Below are 14,524 nucleotides of genomic sequence, written 5' to 3'. Positions count from 1 at the left end.
GGCGTTCCATCGCCCGAGTTGGCGAGCAGTAGATCACGCAGTGACACCCCGGCGGATCGAAATCCGAAATGAGTCTCATTCAGATTGCGAATTCGACTCACGTTGGTTCGCGTTCCCGGCAACGGACACCCGGCGCCGGTAGCGTCTCCCCCATGAAGCCACCGGCGATCGGTTATCTGCGCCGCGACATCTCGGGTGTCGCCCAATCCTGGGACGAAACGCAGATCCGTTCCCTAGCCGAACGACTCGGCTACCGCTTCACCAAGACCGTCGTCTTCAGCGACCGCACCATGGATCCGCTCGGCCGCCTGCTCGACGTGGTGACCACCACCGAGGCCGCCGCCGTGGTCACCCCCGACCTCACCCACCTGGGCGCCGACCTCCCCCACCGGTTACTCGCCGCCTGCGACATCGTCACGGTCTCCCCCGAGATCACCCACGCCCGCACGATCCCCGCCCTCCCCGCCTGATCCACCGGCGGACCATGGACGTTCCTATCGTCTGATCGACGTGGGCGCCGCCGTGGGCTCGCACGGCCTCCGGCGCGGAACGATGAACCTCGCAAAACGCCCATTTTTTGCGAGCCTCGGAGGCCGTGCCATGTGTTCCGACATCCTCGACCTGGACGCTGTCGACATCGATCCCGACGACTACGTCCAGGCCTTGATGAGCTGGCATTTCGGTGCCGACACCGGGAGTCCGTACTGGTTACGGCGGGCCGCCGGGCTCGACTTCGATCCACGGACCGACGTGCGGACCTTCGACGATCTGCGCCTGTTCCCCAACGTGATCGACGAGTTCCGCGACGTCGCGGTGGAGGATCTGATCCCGCGCGGGCTGCGCGGCGCGGATCGGGAGATCGCCGGGATCTTCGAGAGCGGCGGGACCACCGGCGCGCCGAAGCGGTTCGTGATGTTCGAGCGCTGGATGGAGTTCGCGCTGTCCTGGGACGAGCACCACTACGCCGACCTCGGGACCACGAACACCCTGGCCATCGCGCCCAGCGGCCCACACATGTTCGGGGAGTTCGCGTCCCGGCGCGCCCGCAGGCACCACGGCGTGAAGTTCACCGTCGACCTGGATCCGCGCTGGATCAAGCACCTGATCGGCTCCGGTGACACCGACGGCGCCGACCGCTACGCCGAGCACCTGATCGACCAGGCCGCCGCCATCCTGACCACCCAGTCGGTGGGCATCCTGATCGCGACCCCGCCGCTGCTCGAGCGGCTGGCCCGGCGCGAGGAGCTGGTCGACGCGGTCCGCAAGCAGGTGAAGTTCCTGTGCTGGAGCGGCGCGCACATGGACGCCGATACCAGGGACATCCTGCGGCAGGAGGTCTTTCCCGGCATCCCGCTCAAGGGCCTCTACGGCAGCACCACCATCCTCGGCATGTCGCGCGAGCGCGATGTCGAGCGCGCGGACGGGCTGGCCGTGTTCGACACGCCGAGCCCCTACATCGCGTTCCGGGTGGTCGATCCGGCCACCGGTGACGACGTCGCCGACGGCGAGCGCGGCCAGGTCGTGATGAACCACCTCACCAAATACGCGCTGCTGCCGAACAATCTGGAGCGCGACACCGCGCTGCGCGCCGAACCCGCGCCGGGCACGCTCGGCTGCGCGGTCGCCGATGTGCGGCCGGTGCAGACCTTCGCCGACAAGTCCGTCATCGAGGGGGTGTACTGATGATCGAGATCGACGCCCTCGGCCCCGCCGGCGCCTACCACGCCAGGCAGCGCATTCCGATCACCGCGCTGGACGGCACCGAAGTCGGTGAGCTGGGCCAGGTTCCGGCCCTGTTCGTGCGGCGCGCGATCACCGCCATGCGGGCGGCGCCCACCGTCCCGGCCGCCGAACGCTTCGCGCTCATGGCGAAGGCCGCCGAGCTGTTCACCACCGCCACCATCGGCGGGCTCGATCCCGAGGAGTACATCCGGATCGTCTCGACCGTGTCCGGGGTGCCCCAGCAGGTGGTGCGCCAGTCGGCCGAGTGGGTCGCCGAGGTCCTGCGCTCGCAAACCGACACACTGGCTTCGGCGATGCCGCAGGGCGCCGTCGCGGAATGGTCCGACGAGCGCACCCGCGAGGGCGCGGGGGTGTGGGTCCGCAAGGGCGACGTGTTCGCGGTGCACGCGGCGGGCAACACCCCGGCGGTGCACGGGCTCTGGCCGGAGGCGCTGGCGCTGGGCTACAAGGTCGTCGTCCGGCCCTCGGCACGCGAGCCGTTCACTGCGTTCCGCCTGGTGAGCGCGCTGCGGATGGCGGGGTTCCCGCCCGCGACGATCACCCTGCTGCCCACCGACTACGCCGCCGCCGACGTGATCATCGCCGAGGCCGACTACGCGATCGTCTACGGCGGTCAGGACGTGGTCGACAAGTACGGCACGAGCTCGCGGGTGCTCACCCAGGGCCCCGGCCGGTCCAAGATCCTGATCACGGCCGACGTGGACTGGCGGGAGCGGATCGACGTGATCGCCGACTCGGTAAGTCATCTGGGCGGTACCGCCTGCACCTGCACCACCGGGGTGCTGGTCGAAGGCGACCCGGAACCGGTGGCCCGCGCGCTGGCCGAGCGCCTGGAGCGCATCCCGAGCCTGCCCGCCGACCATCCCGACGCCATCCTCACCGTGCAGCCGCTGCCGACGGTGACCGCGATCGACGAGTACCTGCACGAGGTCGCGGGCACGGCGACACCGCTGCTCGGCGGCGACACCATCGTCGACGAACTCCCCTCCGGCGGTGCGGTGCTGCGCCCGGCCGTGCACCTGGTCGACACCGCGACCGCGCCGCAGCTCGGGGTCGAACTGGCCTTCCCGTGCGTCTGGGTGGGGCCGTGGCAGCCCGCGGACGGCATCGCGCCCCTGCGGGACACGCTGGTGCTGACGGCGATGACCACCCGCGCGGATCTGGTCGACGCCCTGCTGACCGAGCCGACCATCACCAATCTGTACATCGGCGACAATCCCACCACCTGGCTGCGGCCCGGTGTCCCGCACGACGGCTACCTGGCCGAATTCCTCATGCGCTGCAAGGGCATGATCCGCTCCGGCATCTGATCCGGCGCGCCCGCGCCCGGCCTGTCCCCGCCGGGCGCGGGCGCGTACGCGAAAATGACCGGGTGACCACCGAGAACCCGCGCCCCCGGCCACCGGCGATGAGCCCGACCATCCTGGTGATCACGCTGTCGCGCCGGGTCGAGGCCGAACTGAGCGCCGGGCTGGCGCCGCTGGACCTCACGGTCGCCAGGCTCGGGCTCCTCGGGCACATCAACGGCGTGCCGGGGGCGTCGTTCAGCGAGCTGGCGCGGATGTCGGGGACGAGCGTGCAGAGCGTGCACACCGCGGTGAAGTCGCTGGTCGCGGCCGGGCTGGTGCAGGACCGCACCGCGCGCGCCGGATCGGCCTCGGCGATCGAGCTCACCGAGGCGGGCACCCGGCTGCTCGGTGAGGCGCGAAAAGTGGTGACCCAGGTCGACACTCAGCTCTTCGGACCCGACGCCGACCCGATTCAACGGCGCGTCGGCGCGGCCATCGTCGCCGCGTTCACCGGCGCGTCGCCCGCCTGACCAGCGTTCCCACCGGACGTGACCCAGCCGACCTTCAATGTTGTTGAAACTCGAGCTAAGCTTCAGCCACATTGAAGGTCGGAGGGAGTCGACAGGTGGAACATCTCTTGCTGTCCGTGCACGTGGTCGCGGGCATCGTCTTCGTCGGGGGCTCGGCGGTCGCGACCAGCCTGTTCCCCCGCTACGCCCCGGTCGCGGCGGGCGGCCCCGATCCCGATTCGGTGCGCAGCCGCTCGGTGGCGGTCGCCCTGCACCGGATCACCGGCAACTACGCCAAACTCGCGATCATCGTCCCGGTGATCGGCATCGTCCTGGCCACCCTCCAGGGCCGGATGAACGAAATCTGGATCACCGTCGCCATGATCACCACCGCCATCGCGGGCGGCCTACTCGCGGTGCAGATCCACCCACTCCAGCGCCAGGCCCTCGACACCCCCGACGCGGGCAGCCGCCTGAAGACGCTGTCGATGCTGGCCGGCATCTACAACCTGCTCTGGACGGCGGTCGTCGTCCTCATGATCGTCCGCCCCGGATCCGCGAGCTGAAAGAGAGAATCGACATGACCGACCAGGGTGTCACCTTCATCAATGTCATCGAAGTCCCCGCCGCCGACGTCGACGCCTTCGTCGCCCAGTGGCGCGAGCGCGTCGCCCTGATGCGCACCGCCCCCGGCTTCCGTGACGTCCGCCTGCACCGCGCGCTGCTGCCCGACTCCCGCTTCCAGCTGGTGAATGTCGCGCACTGGGACAGCGCCGAGGCCTGCGAGGCCGCCGGTCTGAACCCCACCGTCGTCGCGTCGGTCGACCAGGCCCGCCAAGTCGCGAGCGCCAACCCCGCCCTCTACCAGGTTGTCGCCGAATTCCCCTGAGCTACCGCACTTCTCACCGTCGGCGTCAGGCGTGTTTGGCGCCGATGGTGTGCAGGATTTCGTGGATGATCGGGTCGGTCAGGCGATTGGTGACCGTGCGGCCTTCGCGACTGGAGGCGACGCAGCCTTCCTGGCGCAGGACGCGCAGGGCCTGGGAGATCGCGTTCTCGGTGCGGCCGATGGCGGCGGCCAGTTCACCGACGCTGATGCCGGGGGTGCGGTGCAGGCACAGCAGGATCTCCAGGCGGTTCGGGTCGGAGAGCAGGTCGAATCGCTGGGCCCAGGCGGCGATTTCGACGTCGCCGATCGCCCGCCGACCGAGCTCGACCGGCGATCCGTCCAGTGTGCGTGGCTCTCCCATGACGGCGTTCAGTTTAGTCCTCGACTGGAGTTGCTGTCCGCACGTGGCAGACCAGCATGACCCACCGAACTCCGGCATGACCGGCGCGCACCACGCTCTGGGCGTTGAACAAAATCGGCGCGATCGACAGTGTCGCGGGGCGGTTGTACCAAAGGCATGGTCCGATCAACCGCCTCCCAGCCCGACGACTGTTCGATCGAGCGCCGGACGAGCGTGACTGGAACTCGCAGCCGGCCGGACAGACTCGACTACAGACAAGCGCGGAGACCGCGCTGTCGTCAGTCCGGGATGCGTGGGCACGCATCACGGATAGTCGACACTGAAGCCTCAGGCTGTCCTCAGCAACGCGGCTTAGCGTGTGCTCCCGTGACTTTCACGCAGGGGAACTCCGAGACCGAGCAGCGCAGTCTGAGTGGGTGGGGACGCACCGCGCCTACCGTCGCCGAGGTATTGCGCACAGCTGATCTCGGCGTGATCGCCGAGCGGGTGCGCACGGCGTGCCCGCGCGGGGTGATCGCGCGCGGGCTGGGCCGCAGTTACGGCGATCCGGCGCAGAACGGCGGCGGGCTGGTTGTCGATATGACCGCTCTGGACCGTATCCACAGCATCGATCCCGACAGTGGGATCGTCGACGTCGACGCCGGGGTCAGCCTCGACACCCTGATGCGGCGCGCGCTGCCGCACGGACTCTGGGTTCCGGTGCTGCCCGGCACCCGGCAGGTGACGGTCGGCGGGGCCATCGGGTCGGATATCCATGGCAAGAACCATCATTCGCAGGGCAGCTTCGGCAATCACGTGGTGTCGCTGGACCTGCTCACCGCCGACGGTTCGGTGCGGACGCTGACGCCGACGGGTCTCGAGTCCGAGCTGTTCTGGGCGACCGTCGGCGGCATGGGGCTGACCGGCATCGTCACCGGGGCGCGAATCCGGTTGAAGCACACCGAGACCGCGTACTTCTTCGTCGACAACGACCGCACCCGCGATCTCGACGAGACGATGGCGCTGCTGACCGGCGGGTCCGACGACGGCTACGACTATTCGATGTCGGTGCCGGACACCATCTCCACCGGCGCGAAACTCGGCCGCGCCGGGTTCAGCCGTGGTTCGCTCGCGACGCTGGACCAACTGCCGGTGAAACTCCGCAGCAAACCGTTGAATTTCGATGCACCACAATTGTTCACCGTGCCCGATATCTTTCCGAACGGGATGGTCAACAGCGTCACGACGCGCATCGCGGCCGAGGCGGCGCATCGCATGTTCCCGCGGCGAGCGCGCGGCCGGATCCAGAATCTGACGCAGTTCTATCACCCGCTGGATCTGCTCGGCGAATGGAATCGCGCCTACGGCAGGCGCGGCTTCCTGCAGTACCAGTTCTCGATGCCGTTCGGCGCCGAGCAGCAGCTCGCCCGCGCGGTGCAGGCCATCGCCGAGTCGGGGCACCACTCGTTCCTCAACGTGTTCAAGCGGATGGGCCCGAGCAACCCGGCGCCGCTGTCCTGGCCGCACCCCGGATACATGCTGAGCTTGGACTTCCCCATCGCCGCCGGTCTCGACCGGTTCTGCCGGGAGCTCGACGAGCGGGTGCTGGGCGCGGGCGGGCGGCTGTACTTCGCCAAGGACTCGCGGACCGCGCCGGAGACGATCGCGGCGATGTACCCCCGCCTGGCCGAATGGCGGCGGGTGCGCGACCTGGCCGATCCCGAGCAGGTCTTCGCCTCCGATCTCTCGCGGCGGCTCCAGCTCGTTCCGGCGGCGGTGCAGCACGTCCGACAATGACGTGTTCCAGATCACGATGACAAATTCCGAATGAAAGTTCCACTCGGCAAACGGCATTCACGGACGATGACGCAGATCACTGTCCGTTTTGGGTTCTTATGACATTTTAAGTTACATCTCAGCAACATTGAGTTGGACACTTGTTCATGGGTGCTCGATCGAGGGCCTGCGCTCCTCCGGGAGCATTGCCATTGAGGGAAAGACTGCATTCATGAAGATCCGCAAGGTTGCCGCAACCTCCGCACTTGTCATCGCCGCGCTCGGTATCGCCACCGGTACCTCGCACGCCGCGCCCGCCCCGGCGCCCGTTCCCGCCTTCCTCGACGGGGTGAGCCAGGGCGTGAACCAGGTGCTGCCCGGCATCAACTGGAAGACCGGCATCGAGGGCGACTCGGTCGTCGTCGAGACCGACGCGGGCTCGCTGGCCAGCGAGAACGGCCAGTTCCAGGTCCGCGACGAGCAGGGCAATGTCGTGGTCGGGTTCCCGCTCGCGTACACGCTCAACGACCTCGAGTACCCGATCGACGCCGCCATCGACGGCACCCGCGCCGTGCTCACCCCGCGCACCGAGGCGGCCTCGGCCCGGCCGTCGACCCTGCTCAAGGACGTCGTCCGGCAGGACGCCTTCGACGACGCCGTGAGCGCCGCCGCCACCCAGTTCGGCATCGTCACCGCCATCGGCACCCTGGTCGGCACCCTCGTCGGTGGCGTCGCGGGCTGCGCGATCGGCGCCGCGGGCGGCCTGCTCCTGGGCATCCCGGTGCTCGCCCTCGGTGGCGCGACCGGTATCGCCGGCTGCCTCGCCGGTGGCGCGGTCGGCATCCCGCTGGGCGCCGCCGCCGGCCTGGTGATCACCGGTGTGCCCGCCGCGATCGCGATCGGCATCGGCTTCAGCAACCGGATCAACGCCCCGGAAAACCAGTAGTACCCACCGCGAAGACCCCGTCCACCGGACGGGGTCTTCGTGCTGTCGTCAGTCCGCGAGCCGGATGCGCAGCGTCTCGTAGGTGGGGATGAAGACCTTGCGCCGGTAGCGGCGCTCGACGATCTCCCACGGCCTGCCCGCCGCGGTGAGCGCCGCGAGCAACGCGGTCAGCTCGGAGTGGACGAGCTGGGCGCCCAGACACAGATGGCGCCCGCCGCCGAACCAGAGCTGGCGGGTTTCGGGAACGTAGTCGCGGTGCACGCTGAACTCGCCGACCGCGTTGTTGATCGTCCAGGTCAGGATCTTGACGTGCTCGCCGGCCCGCAGCTCACGGTCGGCGACGCGCACGTCGGCGGTGACCGAGCGCCCGACCAGGTAGGCCGGACTGGTCACCCGCAGCGTCTCGCGCACCGCGTCGGGCAGCCGCTCGGGCGCGGCGAGCAGGGCCCGGTGCTCGCCGGTGTCGTGCATGATCGCGACCATCCTGGTCATGGCGCTGGCCAGGGTGTCGGTGCCCGCCACGGCCATCAGGATGGCCAGCCCGGCCGCGTGCTCGACGTCGAGACCGAGTTCGCGGCAGCGCCCCAGCGTGGTGTCCGGGTCCGCGCGCGCGTAGGCGGAAGGGACATTGACAGCCAGCTGCCCGGCCAGCTCCTTGGCGCGGGCCACCGCCACGGGGTCGAGCGTGGTCGAGGCCATGGTGCCGAAACCGAGGTTGACCAGCTCCTCGACGTGATGGAACAGCCGCAGGAACAGCGCGTCCAGGTCATCGGTGGGGTCGCCGCCGATCGCCGCGGCGATGTCCTCCGGACGCATCCCGACCAGGTCGGACACACTGCGCCCGACCAGGATCTGGGCGCGCGCGGCGATGTCGACGGTCTCGCCCTCGGCCAGCCGATCGCGCAGATCCCGCAGGTCAGGACCGATGACACGCTGCACGAGCGCATCGGTGTGGGTGAGGGTGAACAGGTCGCGCACCTTGGTCCGCAGCTCGGTGTGGCCGGGTCCTTCGAACAGGTCCTCGACCCAGTCGCCGATGACCTGCGCCCACCAGTGCCCGGCGGCGCCCTCGGAGACGATGCTGAAGTGCGTGCTGTCGTTGTAGATCTGGCGCGCGACCAGCGGATCGGCAACGAACCAGCCGAGTTTGGGGACCTTGCGGATCGGGCGCGCGATCCGGCCCAGCAGCAGCACGCCGGGCAACCAGGGCTGACCTGCGGCGAGTAGGGTGAGTTCATGGCGTCGGGCAGCACTCCACACCCCGGCACAATCTAGTTGAGCGTGACCGAATAGTGAAGGTCTGTGACTAGGATCGGCGAGATGCGTTGATGGAGGACGGTGCATCGCGCGATATTCGGAAGTGAACAAGCACATGGTGAAATCCACAATCGAGGCCGTCGGCGCGTATCTACCCGCCCGCGAGGTGACCACGGCCGAGCTGATGAGCCAACTGGCCATCGACGCGCCGCTGGATCTGGAGAAGGTCAGCGGGGTGGCGGCGCGGCGGGTGCGCGGCGTCGACGCCGAGGGCAGGCCGGAGGATTCGTTCAGCATCGCCCTCGCCGCCGCGCGCGAGGCACTGGCGAATTCCCGGTACGCGGCCGCCGAGCTGGATGTGATCATCTCCTGCTCGATCACCCGCACCCGCGGCGAGGACTTCTGCCTCGAGCCGTCCTTCGCGCTGATGCTGCGCTCCGCGCTCGGCGCGCACCGGGCGATCCACTTCGACGTGTCCAACGCGTGCGCGGGGATGATGACCGGAGTCCTGTTGCTGGACCGGATGATTCGCTCCGGCGCGGTCCGCAGGGGCCTGGTGGTCTCCGGCGAGTGCATCACCCCGATCTCCGACACCGCGGTGCGCGAGATCGCGCAGAAGTACGACCCGCAGTTCGCCTCGCTCACCGTCGGTGACGCGGGCGCGGCCGTGATCCTCGACGCCACCGACGGCCCCGGCCTGGACTACGTGGAGCTCAACACCAGCGCCGCCTTCGCGAAACTGTGCCTCGGCATGCCGAGCGACCAGGGTCCCGGCGTCGCGCTCTACACCGACAATCGCGCGATGCACAACGAGTCCAGGTACCTGCTGTGGACCTCGCGGCAGCGCGAATTCCTCGCCGCCCGTGGCTCCGACTTCGCCGCCGAGGGCTACGACTACCTGATCCATCACCAATTCAGCGGTCCCGCCGTGGAATTGATCGACAAGATCGCCGAGCGCGAGTTCGACTCCCCGATGCCGCCGAAGCTGGCCGTGCTGGATCGCTACGGCAACACCGCGTCGACCTCGCACTTCGTGGTGCTGCACGACGCGCTGCGGCAGGGCCTGATCGCCCCGGGGTCCAAGGTGCTGCTGGTGCCCGCCGCGTCCGGGGTGGTCGCCGGGTTCTTGTCGGTGACAATCGGCGATCTGCGGGTATAGGACAGTATGGGAATCATCATTTCTTCGGCCGTCACACAGACCGGTGGCGTCAGCTCGGTGGGTCAGGCGGCCGCCGCCGCCGGCGCGGCGCTGACCGCGGCCGGGTGTCCGCCGGAACAGGTCGACGCGCTGATCAATGTCGGGGTCTATCGCGACGCGAACCTCGTCGAACCGGCGGTGGCCGCGCTCATCCAGCAGGCGGCAGGCATCGGCCTGGAGTACCGGCCCGGTGACGTGCCCTGCCTGTCGTTCGACCTGATGAACGGCGCGTGCGGCCTGGTCAACGCCGTCGGCGTGGCCACCTCGCTGCTGGCCGATCTGCCCACCGGACACGTGGTCGTCGTCTCCGGTGACGCGCATCCGTCGATGCGGGCGGACGCGGACTTCCCGTTCGAGCCGGTCGGCGCGGCGCTCGTGCTCGAGAACTCCTCCGCCGCATCCGGTTTCGGCGGCGTGCACGTGAGCGCCGGTGACGCGCTGCCCGATCCGCAGGGCTACGTGACGCTGTCGGCGATGGGCGCGACCGGGCGCTCGGCCCTGACCGTCGAACTCGGCACCGGCACCGCCGAACTCGTCGAGCACGCGGCGGTCGCGGCGCGCGAAGCCCTGGCGGCCGACGATCTCGACGCGGCGCGGGTGGTCCTGGTGTGCGGCAGGCCGACCCCCGAGTTCGCCGCCGAGCTGGCCGCCGAACTCGGCATCGGCACCGTGATCACCGATGATTTCGCCGGTGACGCGCACACCTCCGCGCTCACCGCCGCCTACGTGGCGGCGCGGGACGCCGGGCTCGTCGACCGGCCGCTGCTGTTCGTCGCCGCCGACGGCGGGCCGACCGCCGCGGCCGTGACCTACCGTGGGCCGGGGGTGCGGTGATGACCACGCACGCCGTGTCGACAGCGAACGGAAACAGGGAGAGGTGGACGGTGACGGCACCGCAGCAGACTCAGGCGCGCCATCGCGCGACGACGGCGCAGGCCCCGAGCAAGGCGACCGTGTTCGCCCTGCGGACGGTCCCGGTGCTCGGCTGGGCCTACGTGGTCCTCGGGATCGTGCGGCCGTTCCGGTCCCGGCTGGCGAAGCTCGCGTTCTGGATCGACCTGGCGCTCAGCGTCGGCGCGCACCTCGCCCAGATCCCGGCCGCGCGCAAGGTGGCCGCCGAGCACGGAATCGGGCCCGGCCGGGCCGCCGCGATGACGATGCTGCTCGGCGCGACCTGGTGGAAGACACTGGGCGAGGCCACTCGGTGAGCCCGGCGTCGGCCGCGGCGAACGACCACCGGGACCGGTGCGTCCCGGCGGGCCCGCCGCGTCCGCGCCGTAGGGTGACGCGATGACTGTGCTGGTGACGGGGGCGAGCGGGTTCGTCGGCGGGGCGATCGTGCGCGCGCTGCTGGCGCGTGGCGTGCCGGTCAGGGCGATGGTGCGCGAGCCGTCGAGCGCCCCGGCGGGCGCCGAGGTGGCGGTGGCCGATCTCGCGGACACGGCGGCGCTGGCCCGCGCGGTCACCGGGGTGCGGGCCGTCGTGCACGCCGCGGCCCTGCTCGGCGAGTTCGGACGCCCGGCGGAGTTCTTCGCGGTGAATGTCGCCGGGACGGACCGGCTGATGCAGGAGGCCGCCGCGGCGGGTGCCGAACGGTTCGTCTTCATCGGCAGTCCCAGCGCGCTGATGGCGCCCGACGGCGGCGATCAGCTGGAGATCGACGAGACGACCCCGTATCCGGCCCGCTTCCTCAACAGCTACTGCGAGACCAAGGCGGTGGCCGAACAGCTGGTGCTGGCGGCCGATACCCCGACGTTCACGACGTGCTCGCTGCGGCCACGGGCCGTCTGGGGCCCGGGGGACCGCCGCGGTCCGATCGCGCAGATCCTGGCGAAGTTGCGGGCGGGCCGCCTGCCCGACCTGTCCGGCGGCCGCGAGGTGCGCGCGTCGCTGTGCTACATCGACCATCTGGTGCGGGCCGTGGAACTGGCGCTGGAAGCCGAGAAGATCGGCGGGCGTGCCTATTTCGTCGCCGATGCCGAGCCGGTGGCGGTGTGGCCGACGATGGCCGCGGTGGCGCGGCGATTCGGGCTGGCCCCGCCGAGTGTCGTCGTGCCCGCGCCGGTGCTCGGCGGGGCGCTCGCGACGATCGAGACGGTGTGGCGGATTCCGGCGGTCGCGCAGCGCTGGACGCCGCCGCTGTCGCGCTACGCTGTCGCGCTGGTCACCCGGTCGGCGACCTACGACCTCACCCGCGCCGAACGCGACCTCGGTTACCAGCCGACCGTGCCGTTCGCGGAGGGGCTGGATCGCTTCCACGCGTGGGTCACCGAGACCGGTGGGCTCGACCGGCTGGTGGCCGACCTGTGAGCGGCGGCCTGTGGGTGGTGATCCCCGCCTTCGACGAGGCGCGCGGGATCGGCGCGACCCTGAACGCCATTGCCGCGCAACGCGATACCGATTTCCGGGTGGTCGTGGTCGACAACGATTCCAGCGACGGGACCGCCGGCATCGTGCGGGCCTTCGCCGCCGCGCATCCGGTGCCCGTCATCGAGGTGATCAGCGAAGCCCAGAAGGGCACCGGGGCCGCCGCCGACACCGGCATGCGGTACGCGATCGCCCAGGGCGCGACGCGGCTGGCCCGCACCGACGCCGACTGCCTGCCGGCGCCGGACTGGATCGAGCGGATCAACGCCGGGTTCGACGCGGGGTTGCGGCTGATCAGCGGGCAGCTGATCCCCCGGACCGACGAAGGAGTCTCCTGGCGGGACCGCACGATCATCCGGGTCGCGTTGGAGGTGGCCTCGGCCTTCGGCAAGGTGCGCTCGGGCAATCGCGATCCGAAATATCTCGGACCGTACGTGATGACGCCGGGCTGCAATATGGCGATCACCGCCGAGTTGTACACGGCCGCAGGAGGATTCCCGCGCACCGCCATCGAGGACCTGCACGAGGACCGGGCCCTGGTCAACGCGGTGCGCACGATCACCACCGACTACGGCCTGCGCCGTGATGTCCGGGTGTACGGCTCGAACCGGCGGGTGCGGGCGTGGGGCATCCGCAAGACGCTGGCCTGGTACGCCGATCACCGCTACCGGCCCGACATCGTCGATATCCGATGACCGCCGATTTCCTCGCCCACCTGGCGATGCAGGCCGATCGCATTCCCGACGCCTCGGCGCTGGGCACGGTCGGGCAGCGCGCGCTGACCTATCGTGAGCTCGTCGACACCGTCGACCGGGTCGCGGCCAATCTGGGCGCGGCCGGGTTCGCGCCCGGCGATCGGATGCTGTTCTCGATCCGTCCGAGCGTGGCCTCGGTGACCTTGATCTTCGGGGTGATCGCGGCGGGCGGCACGATCGTGTTCGTCGACCCCGGCATCGGTCCCGACCTGTTCGCCCAGCGGGTGGCGCTGGTCGAACCCTCCTGGGCGGCCACCGAATCGCTGCTGTACGCGGTGAGCGGGCCGCTCGCGGGATTCGGGCGCAAGCGCGGGCTCAGCCTGCCGCGCTTCGGCGCGCTGGAGGTGCGGCACATCCACAGCGGCGCGTGGCTGCCCGGCGTGCCCGCCGGCTCGATTCCCCTGCGCCGCTTCACCGGTCGGGCGGCCGGGTCGTCGACGGTACCCGCCGATCCCGACGCGGCGGCCTTGATCGTGTTCACCTCCGGCACCACCGACGACCCGAAAGCCGTGGTGCACACCCGTGCTTCGCTCGGTGCGGGGCTGGCCGCGATGGGCGGCCGGACCAGCCTGGCCCCCGGCGCGTTCCTGCACACCGAGCAGCTGATGATGGGGCTGCCCGCGCTGATGGCGGGCGCGCGCTGGGCGATGCCGCCGTATCCGCGGTTCGGCACCCACATCGATCCGGTGCGCTTCACCCACGGCTTGCGCAGCGCCACCCACGCCTTCTACACCCCCGCCGATCTGGCCGCCGCGCTCGACGCGCTCGAGGCCGGTGCGATCACCGCGCCCACCTACCTGCGCCAGGTCGCCCTCGGTGGGGCGCCCGTCACCTCGGCGCTGCTGCGGCGGGCACGGAAGTCGTTGCCCAGCACCGAGTTCCTGGCGATCTACGGCATGACCGAGATCCTGCCGGTCGCCGTCACCAACGATGTGGCCAAGCTCGCGCACGAGGGCGACCTGCTCGGCGCGCCCGTCCCCGGGGTGCGGGCGCGCATCGCCGCGGACGGCGAACTCGTCCTGGCCGGCCCGAACCTGTGCCGCGGCTACCTCGGCGCCGAGCCGCTGACCGAGGTCCCCACCGGTGATCTGGCCCGCTGGGACGGCGAGCAGCTCGTGCTCACCGGCCGCAAGAAGGACATGATGATCCGCGGCAAGACCAATATCTACCCCGGCCTGTACGAACCGGTGATCACCGCGATCGCCGGGGTGCGCGAGGCGATCATGGTCGGCCTGCCCGACGAGATCGGCGACGAACGCATCGTCCTCGCCGTCGTCCCCGACCCCGGCGCCGGCGATATCGCGACCCTGCTCCGCACCCGCCTCCCCCACCTCATCGACACCACCGCCGTCCCCGACGACATCGTCATCGTCGACAAGATCCCGGTCAGCGGCCGCACCAACAAACCCGACCGCGCCACCCTCCGCGACCAGCTACGCGCCCACCTGGGCTAGC

16 protein-coding genes are annotated in these 14,524 nt (G+C 70.2%); 14 read left to right on the top strand and 2 right to left on the bottom strand.

Translation table 11 applies throughout. From position 1 onward, the window contains the following. Positions 1-152: 152 nt before the first annotated feature. From ACFVW6_RS25465 to ACFVW6_RS25440, 6 genes are all read left to right on the top strand, one after another. Entirely contained in the window at positions 153-470 is a 318-nt protein-coding gene (locus ACFVW6_RS25465; protein ID WP_378823049.1) for a hypothetical protein, read from the top strand. Between the two features lie 130 nt (positions 471-600). Then, a complete protein-coding gene (locus tag ACFVW6_RS25460) occupies positions 601-1,683 on the top strand; it encodes an AMP-binding protein (RefSeq protein ID WP_378823051.1) in 1,083 nt (360 codons plus the stop codon). Next, the gene (locus ACFVW6_RS25455) at positions 1,683-3,053 is read left to right on the top strand and encodes an aldehyde dehydrogenase family protein (protein ID WP_378823053.1); all 1,371 of its coding nucleotides are present in this window, start codon (positions 1,683-1,685) and stop codon (positions 3,051-3,053) included. Before ACFVW6_RS25460 ends, ACFVW6_RS25455 begins: the two co-directional genes overlap by 1 nt. 62 nt (positions 3,054-3,115) lie before the next feature. Beyond that, positions 3,116-3,562 carry a MarR family winged helix-turn-helix transcriptional regulator gene (locus ACFVW6_RS25450; protein WP_355276094.1) on the top strand — a complete coding sequence of 149 codons (447 nt, stop codon included), beginning with the start codon at positions 3,116-3,118 and terminating at the stop codon, positions 3,560-3,562. Between the two features lie 95 nt (positions 3,563-3,657). Next, on the top strand, positions 3,658-4,107 hold the full coding sequence (locus ACFVW6_RS25445; RefSeq protein WP_357343475.1) for a hypothetical protein: 450 nt from the start codon (positions 3,658-3,660) through the stop codon (positions 4,105-4,107). A 14-nt stretch (positions 4,108-4,121) separates the two neighbouring features. Then, a complete protein-coding gene (locus ACFVW6_RS25440; RefSeq protein ID WP_378823056.1) occupies positions 4,122-4,430 on the top strand; it encodes an antibiotic biosynthesis monooxygenase family protein in 309 nt (102 codons plus the stop codon). A 25-nt stretch (positions 4,431-4,455) separates the two neighbouring features. Here ACFVW6_RS25440 and ACFVW6_RS25435 read toward each other — a convergent pair whose 3' ends face one another. Then, positions 4,456-4,791, bottom strand: a complete 336-nt coding sequence (locus tag ACFVW6_RS25435; RefSeq protein WP_355276098.1) for a metalloregulator ArsR/SmtB family transcription factor — start codon at positions 4,789-4,791, stop codon at positions 4,456-4,458. A gap of 366 nt (positions 4,792-5,157) precedes the next feature. Here ACFVW6_RS25435 and ACFVW6_RS25430 point away from each other — a divergent pair, with 366 nt between their 5' ends. Both ACFVW6_RS25430 and ACFVW6_RS25425 read left to right on the top strand, forming a co-directional pair. After that, positions 5,158-6,567 carry an FAD-binding protein gene (locus ACFVW6_RS25430; protein ID WP_378823059.1) on the top strand — a complete coding sequence of 470 codons (1,410 nt, stop codon included), beginning with the start codon at positions 5,158-5,160 and terminating at the stop codon, positions 6,565-6,567. Between the two features lie 211 nt (positions 6,568-6,778). Beyond that, positions 6,779-7,492 carry a hypothetical protein gene (locus tag ACFVW6_RS25425; RefSeq protein ID WP_378823062.1) on the top strand — a complete coding sequence of 238 codons (714 nt, stop codon included), beginning with the start codon at positions 6,779-6,781 and terminating at the stop codon, positions 7,490-7,492. 48 nt (positions 7,493-7,540) lie between these two features. Here the strand turns inward: ACFVW6_RS25425 and ACFVW6_RS25420 are convergent, their stop codons facing one another. Next, on the bottom strand, positions 7,541-8,752 hold the full coding sequence (locus ACFVW6_RS25420; protein WP_378823064.1) for a cytochrome P450: 1,212 nt from the start codon (positions 8,750-8,752) through the stop codon (positions 7,541-7,543). 112 nt (positions 8,753-8,864) lie between these two features. On the opposite strand from ACFVW6_RS25420, the gene ACFVW6_RS25415 reads away from it, so the two are divergent. The 6 genes from ACFVW6_RS25415 to ACFVW6_RS25390 all read left to right on the top strand — a co-directional run bounded on the left by ACFVW6_RS25415 (position 8,865) and on the right by ACFVW6_RS25390 (position 14,523). After that, complete coding sequence (locus ACFVW6_RS25415) at positions 8,865-9,908, top strand: 3-oxoacyl-ACP synthase III family protein (RefSeq protein ID WP_378823066.1); 1,044 nt, start codon at positions 8,865-8,867, stop codon at positions 9,906-9,908. A gap of 6 nt (positions 9,909-9,914) precedes the next feature. Then, on the top strand, positions 9,915-10,781 hold the full coding sequence (locus ACFVW6_RS25410) for a hypothetical protein (protein WP_378823068.1): 867 nt from the start codon (positions 9,915-9,917) through the stop codon (positions 10,779-10,781). 50 nt (positions 10,782-10,831) lie between these two features. Further along, entirely contained in the window at positions 10,832-11,155 is a 324-nt protein-coding gene (locus ACFVW6_RS25405; RefSeq protein WP_357343449.1) for a hypothetical protein, read from the top strand. 82 nt (positions 11,156-11,237) lie between these two features. Next, on the top strand, positions 11,238-12,257 hold the full coding sequence (locus ACFVW6_RS25400) for an NAD-dependent epimerase/dehydratase family protein (protein WP_378823071.1): 1,020 nt from the start codon (positions 11,238-11,240) through the stop codon (positions 12,255-12,257). Beyond that, positions 12,254-13,009 carry a glycosyltransferase gene (locus ACFVW6_RS25395; RefSeq protein WP_378823073.1) on the top strand — a complete coding sequence of 252 codons (756 nt, stop codon included), beginning with the start codon at positions 12,254-12,256 and terminating at the stop codon, positions 13,007-13,009. The genes ACFVW6_RS25400 and ACFVW6_RS25395 overlap by 4 nt, the downstream gene beginning before the upstream one ends. Next, the gene (locus ACFVW6_RS25390) at positions 13,006-14,523 is read left to right on the top strand and encodes a class I adenylate-forming enzyme family protein (RefSeq protein WP_378823075.1); all 1,518 of its coding nucleotides are present in this window, start codon (positions 13,006-13,008) and stop codon (positions 14,521-14,523) included. The genes ACFVW6_RS25395 and ACFVW6_RS25390 overlap by 4 nt, the downstream gene beginning before the upstream one ends. Position 14,524 lies beyond the last annotated feature (1 nt).

The sequence above is a fragment of the Nocardia sp. NPDC058244 genome (assembly GCF_042882065.1).
Taxonomy (GTDB): domain Bacteria; phylum Actinomycetota; class Actinomycetes; order Mycobacteriales; family Mycobacteriaceae; genus Nocardia.
This window is presented reverse-complemented; position numbering and strand designations above follow the sequence as displayed.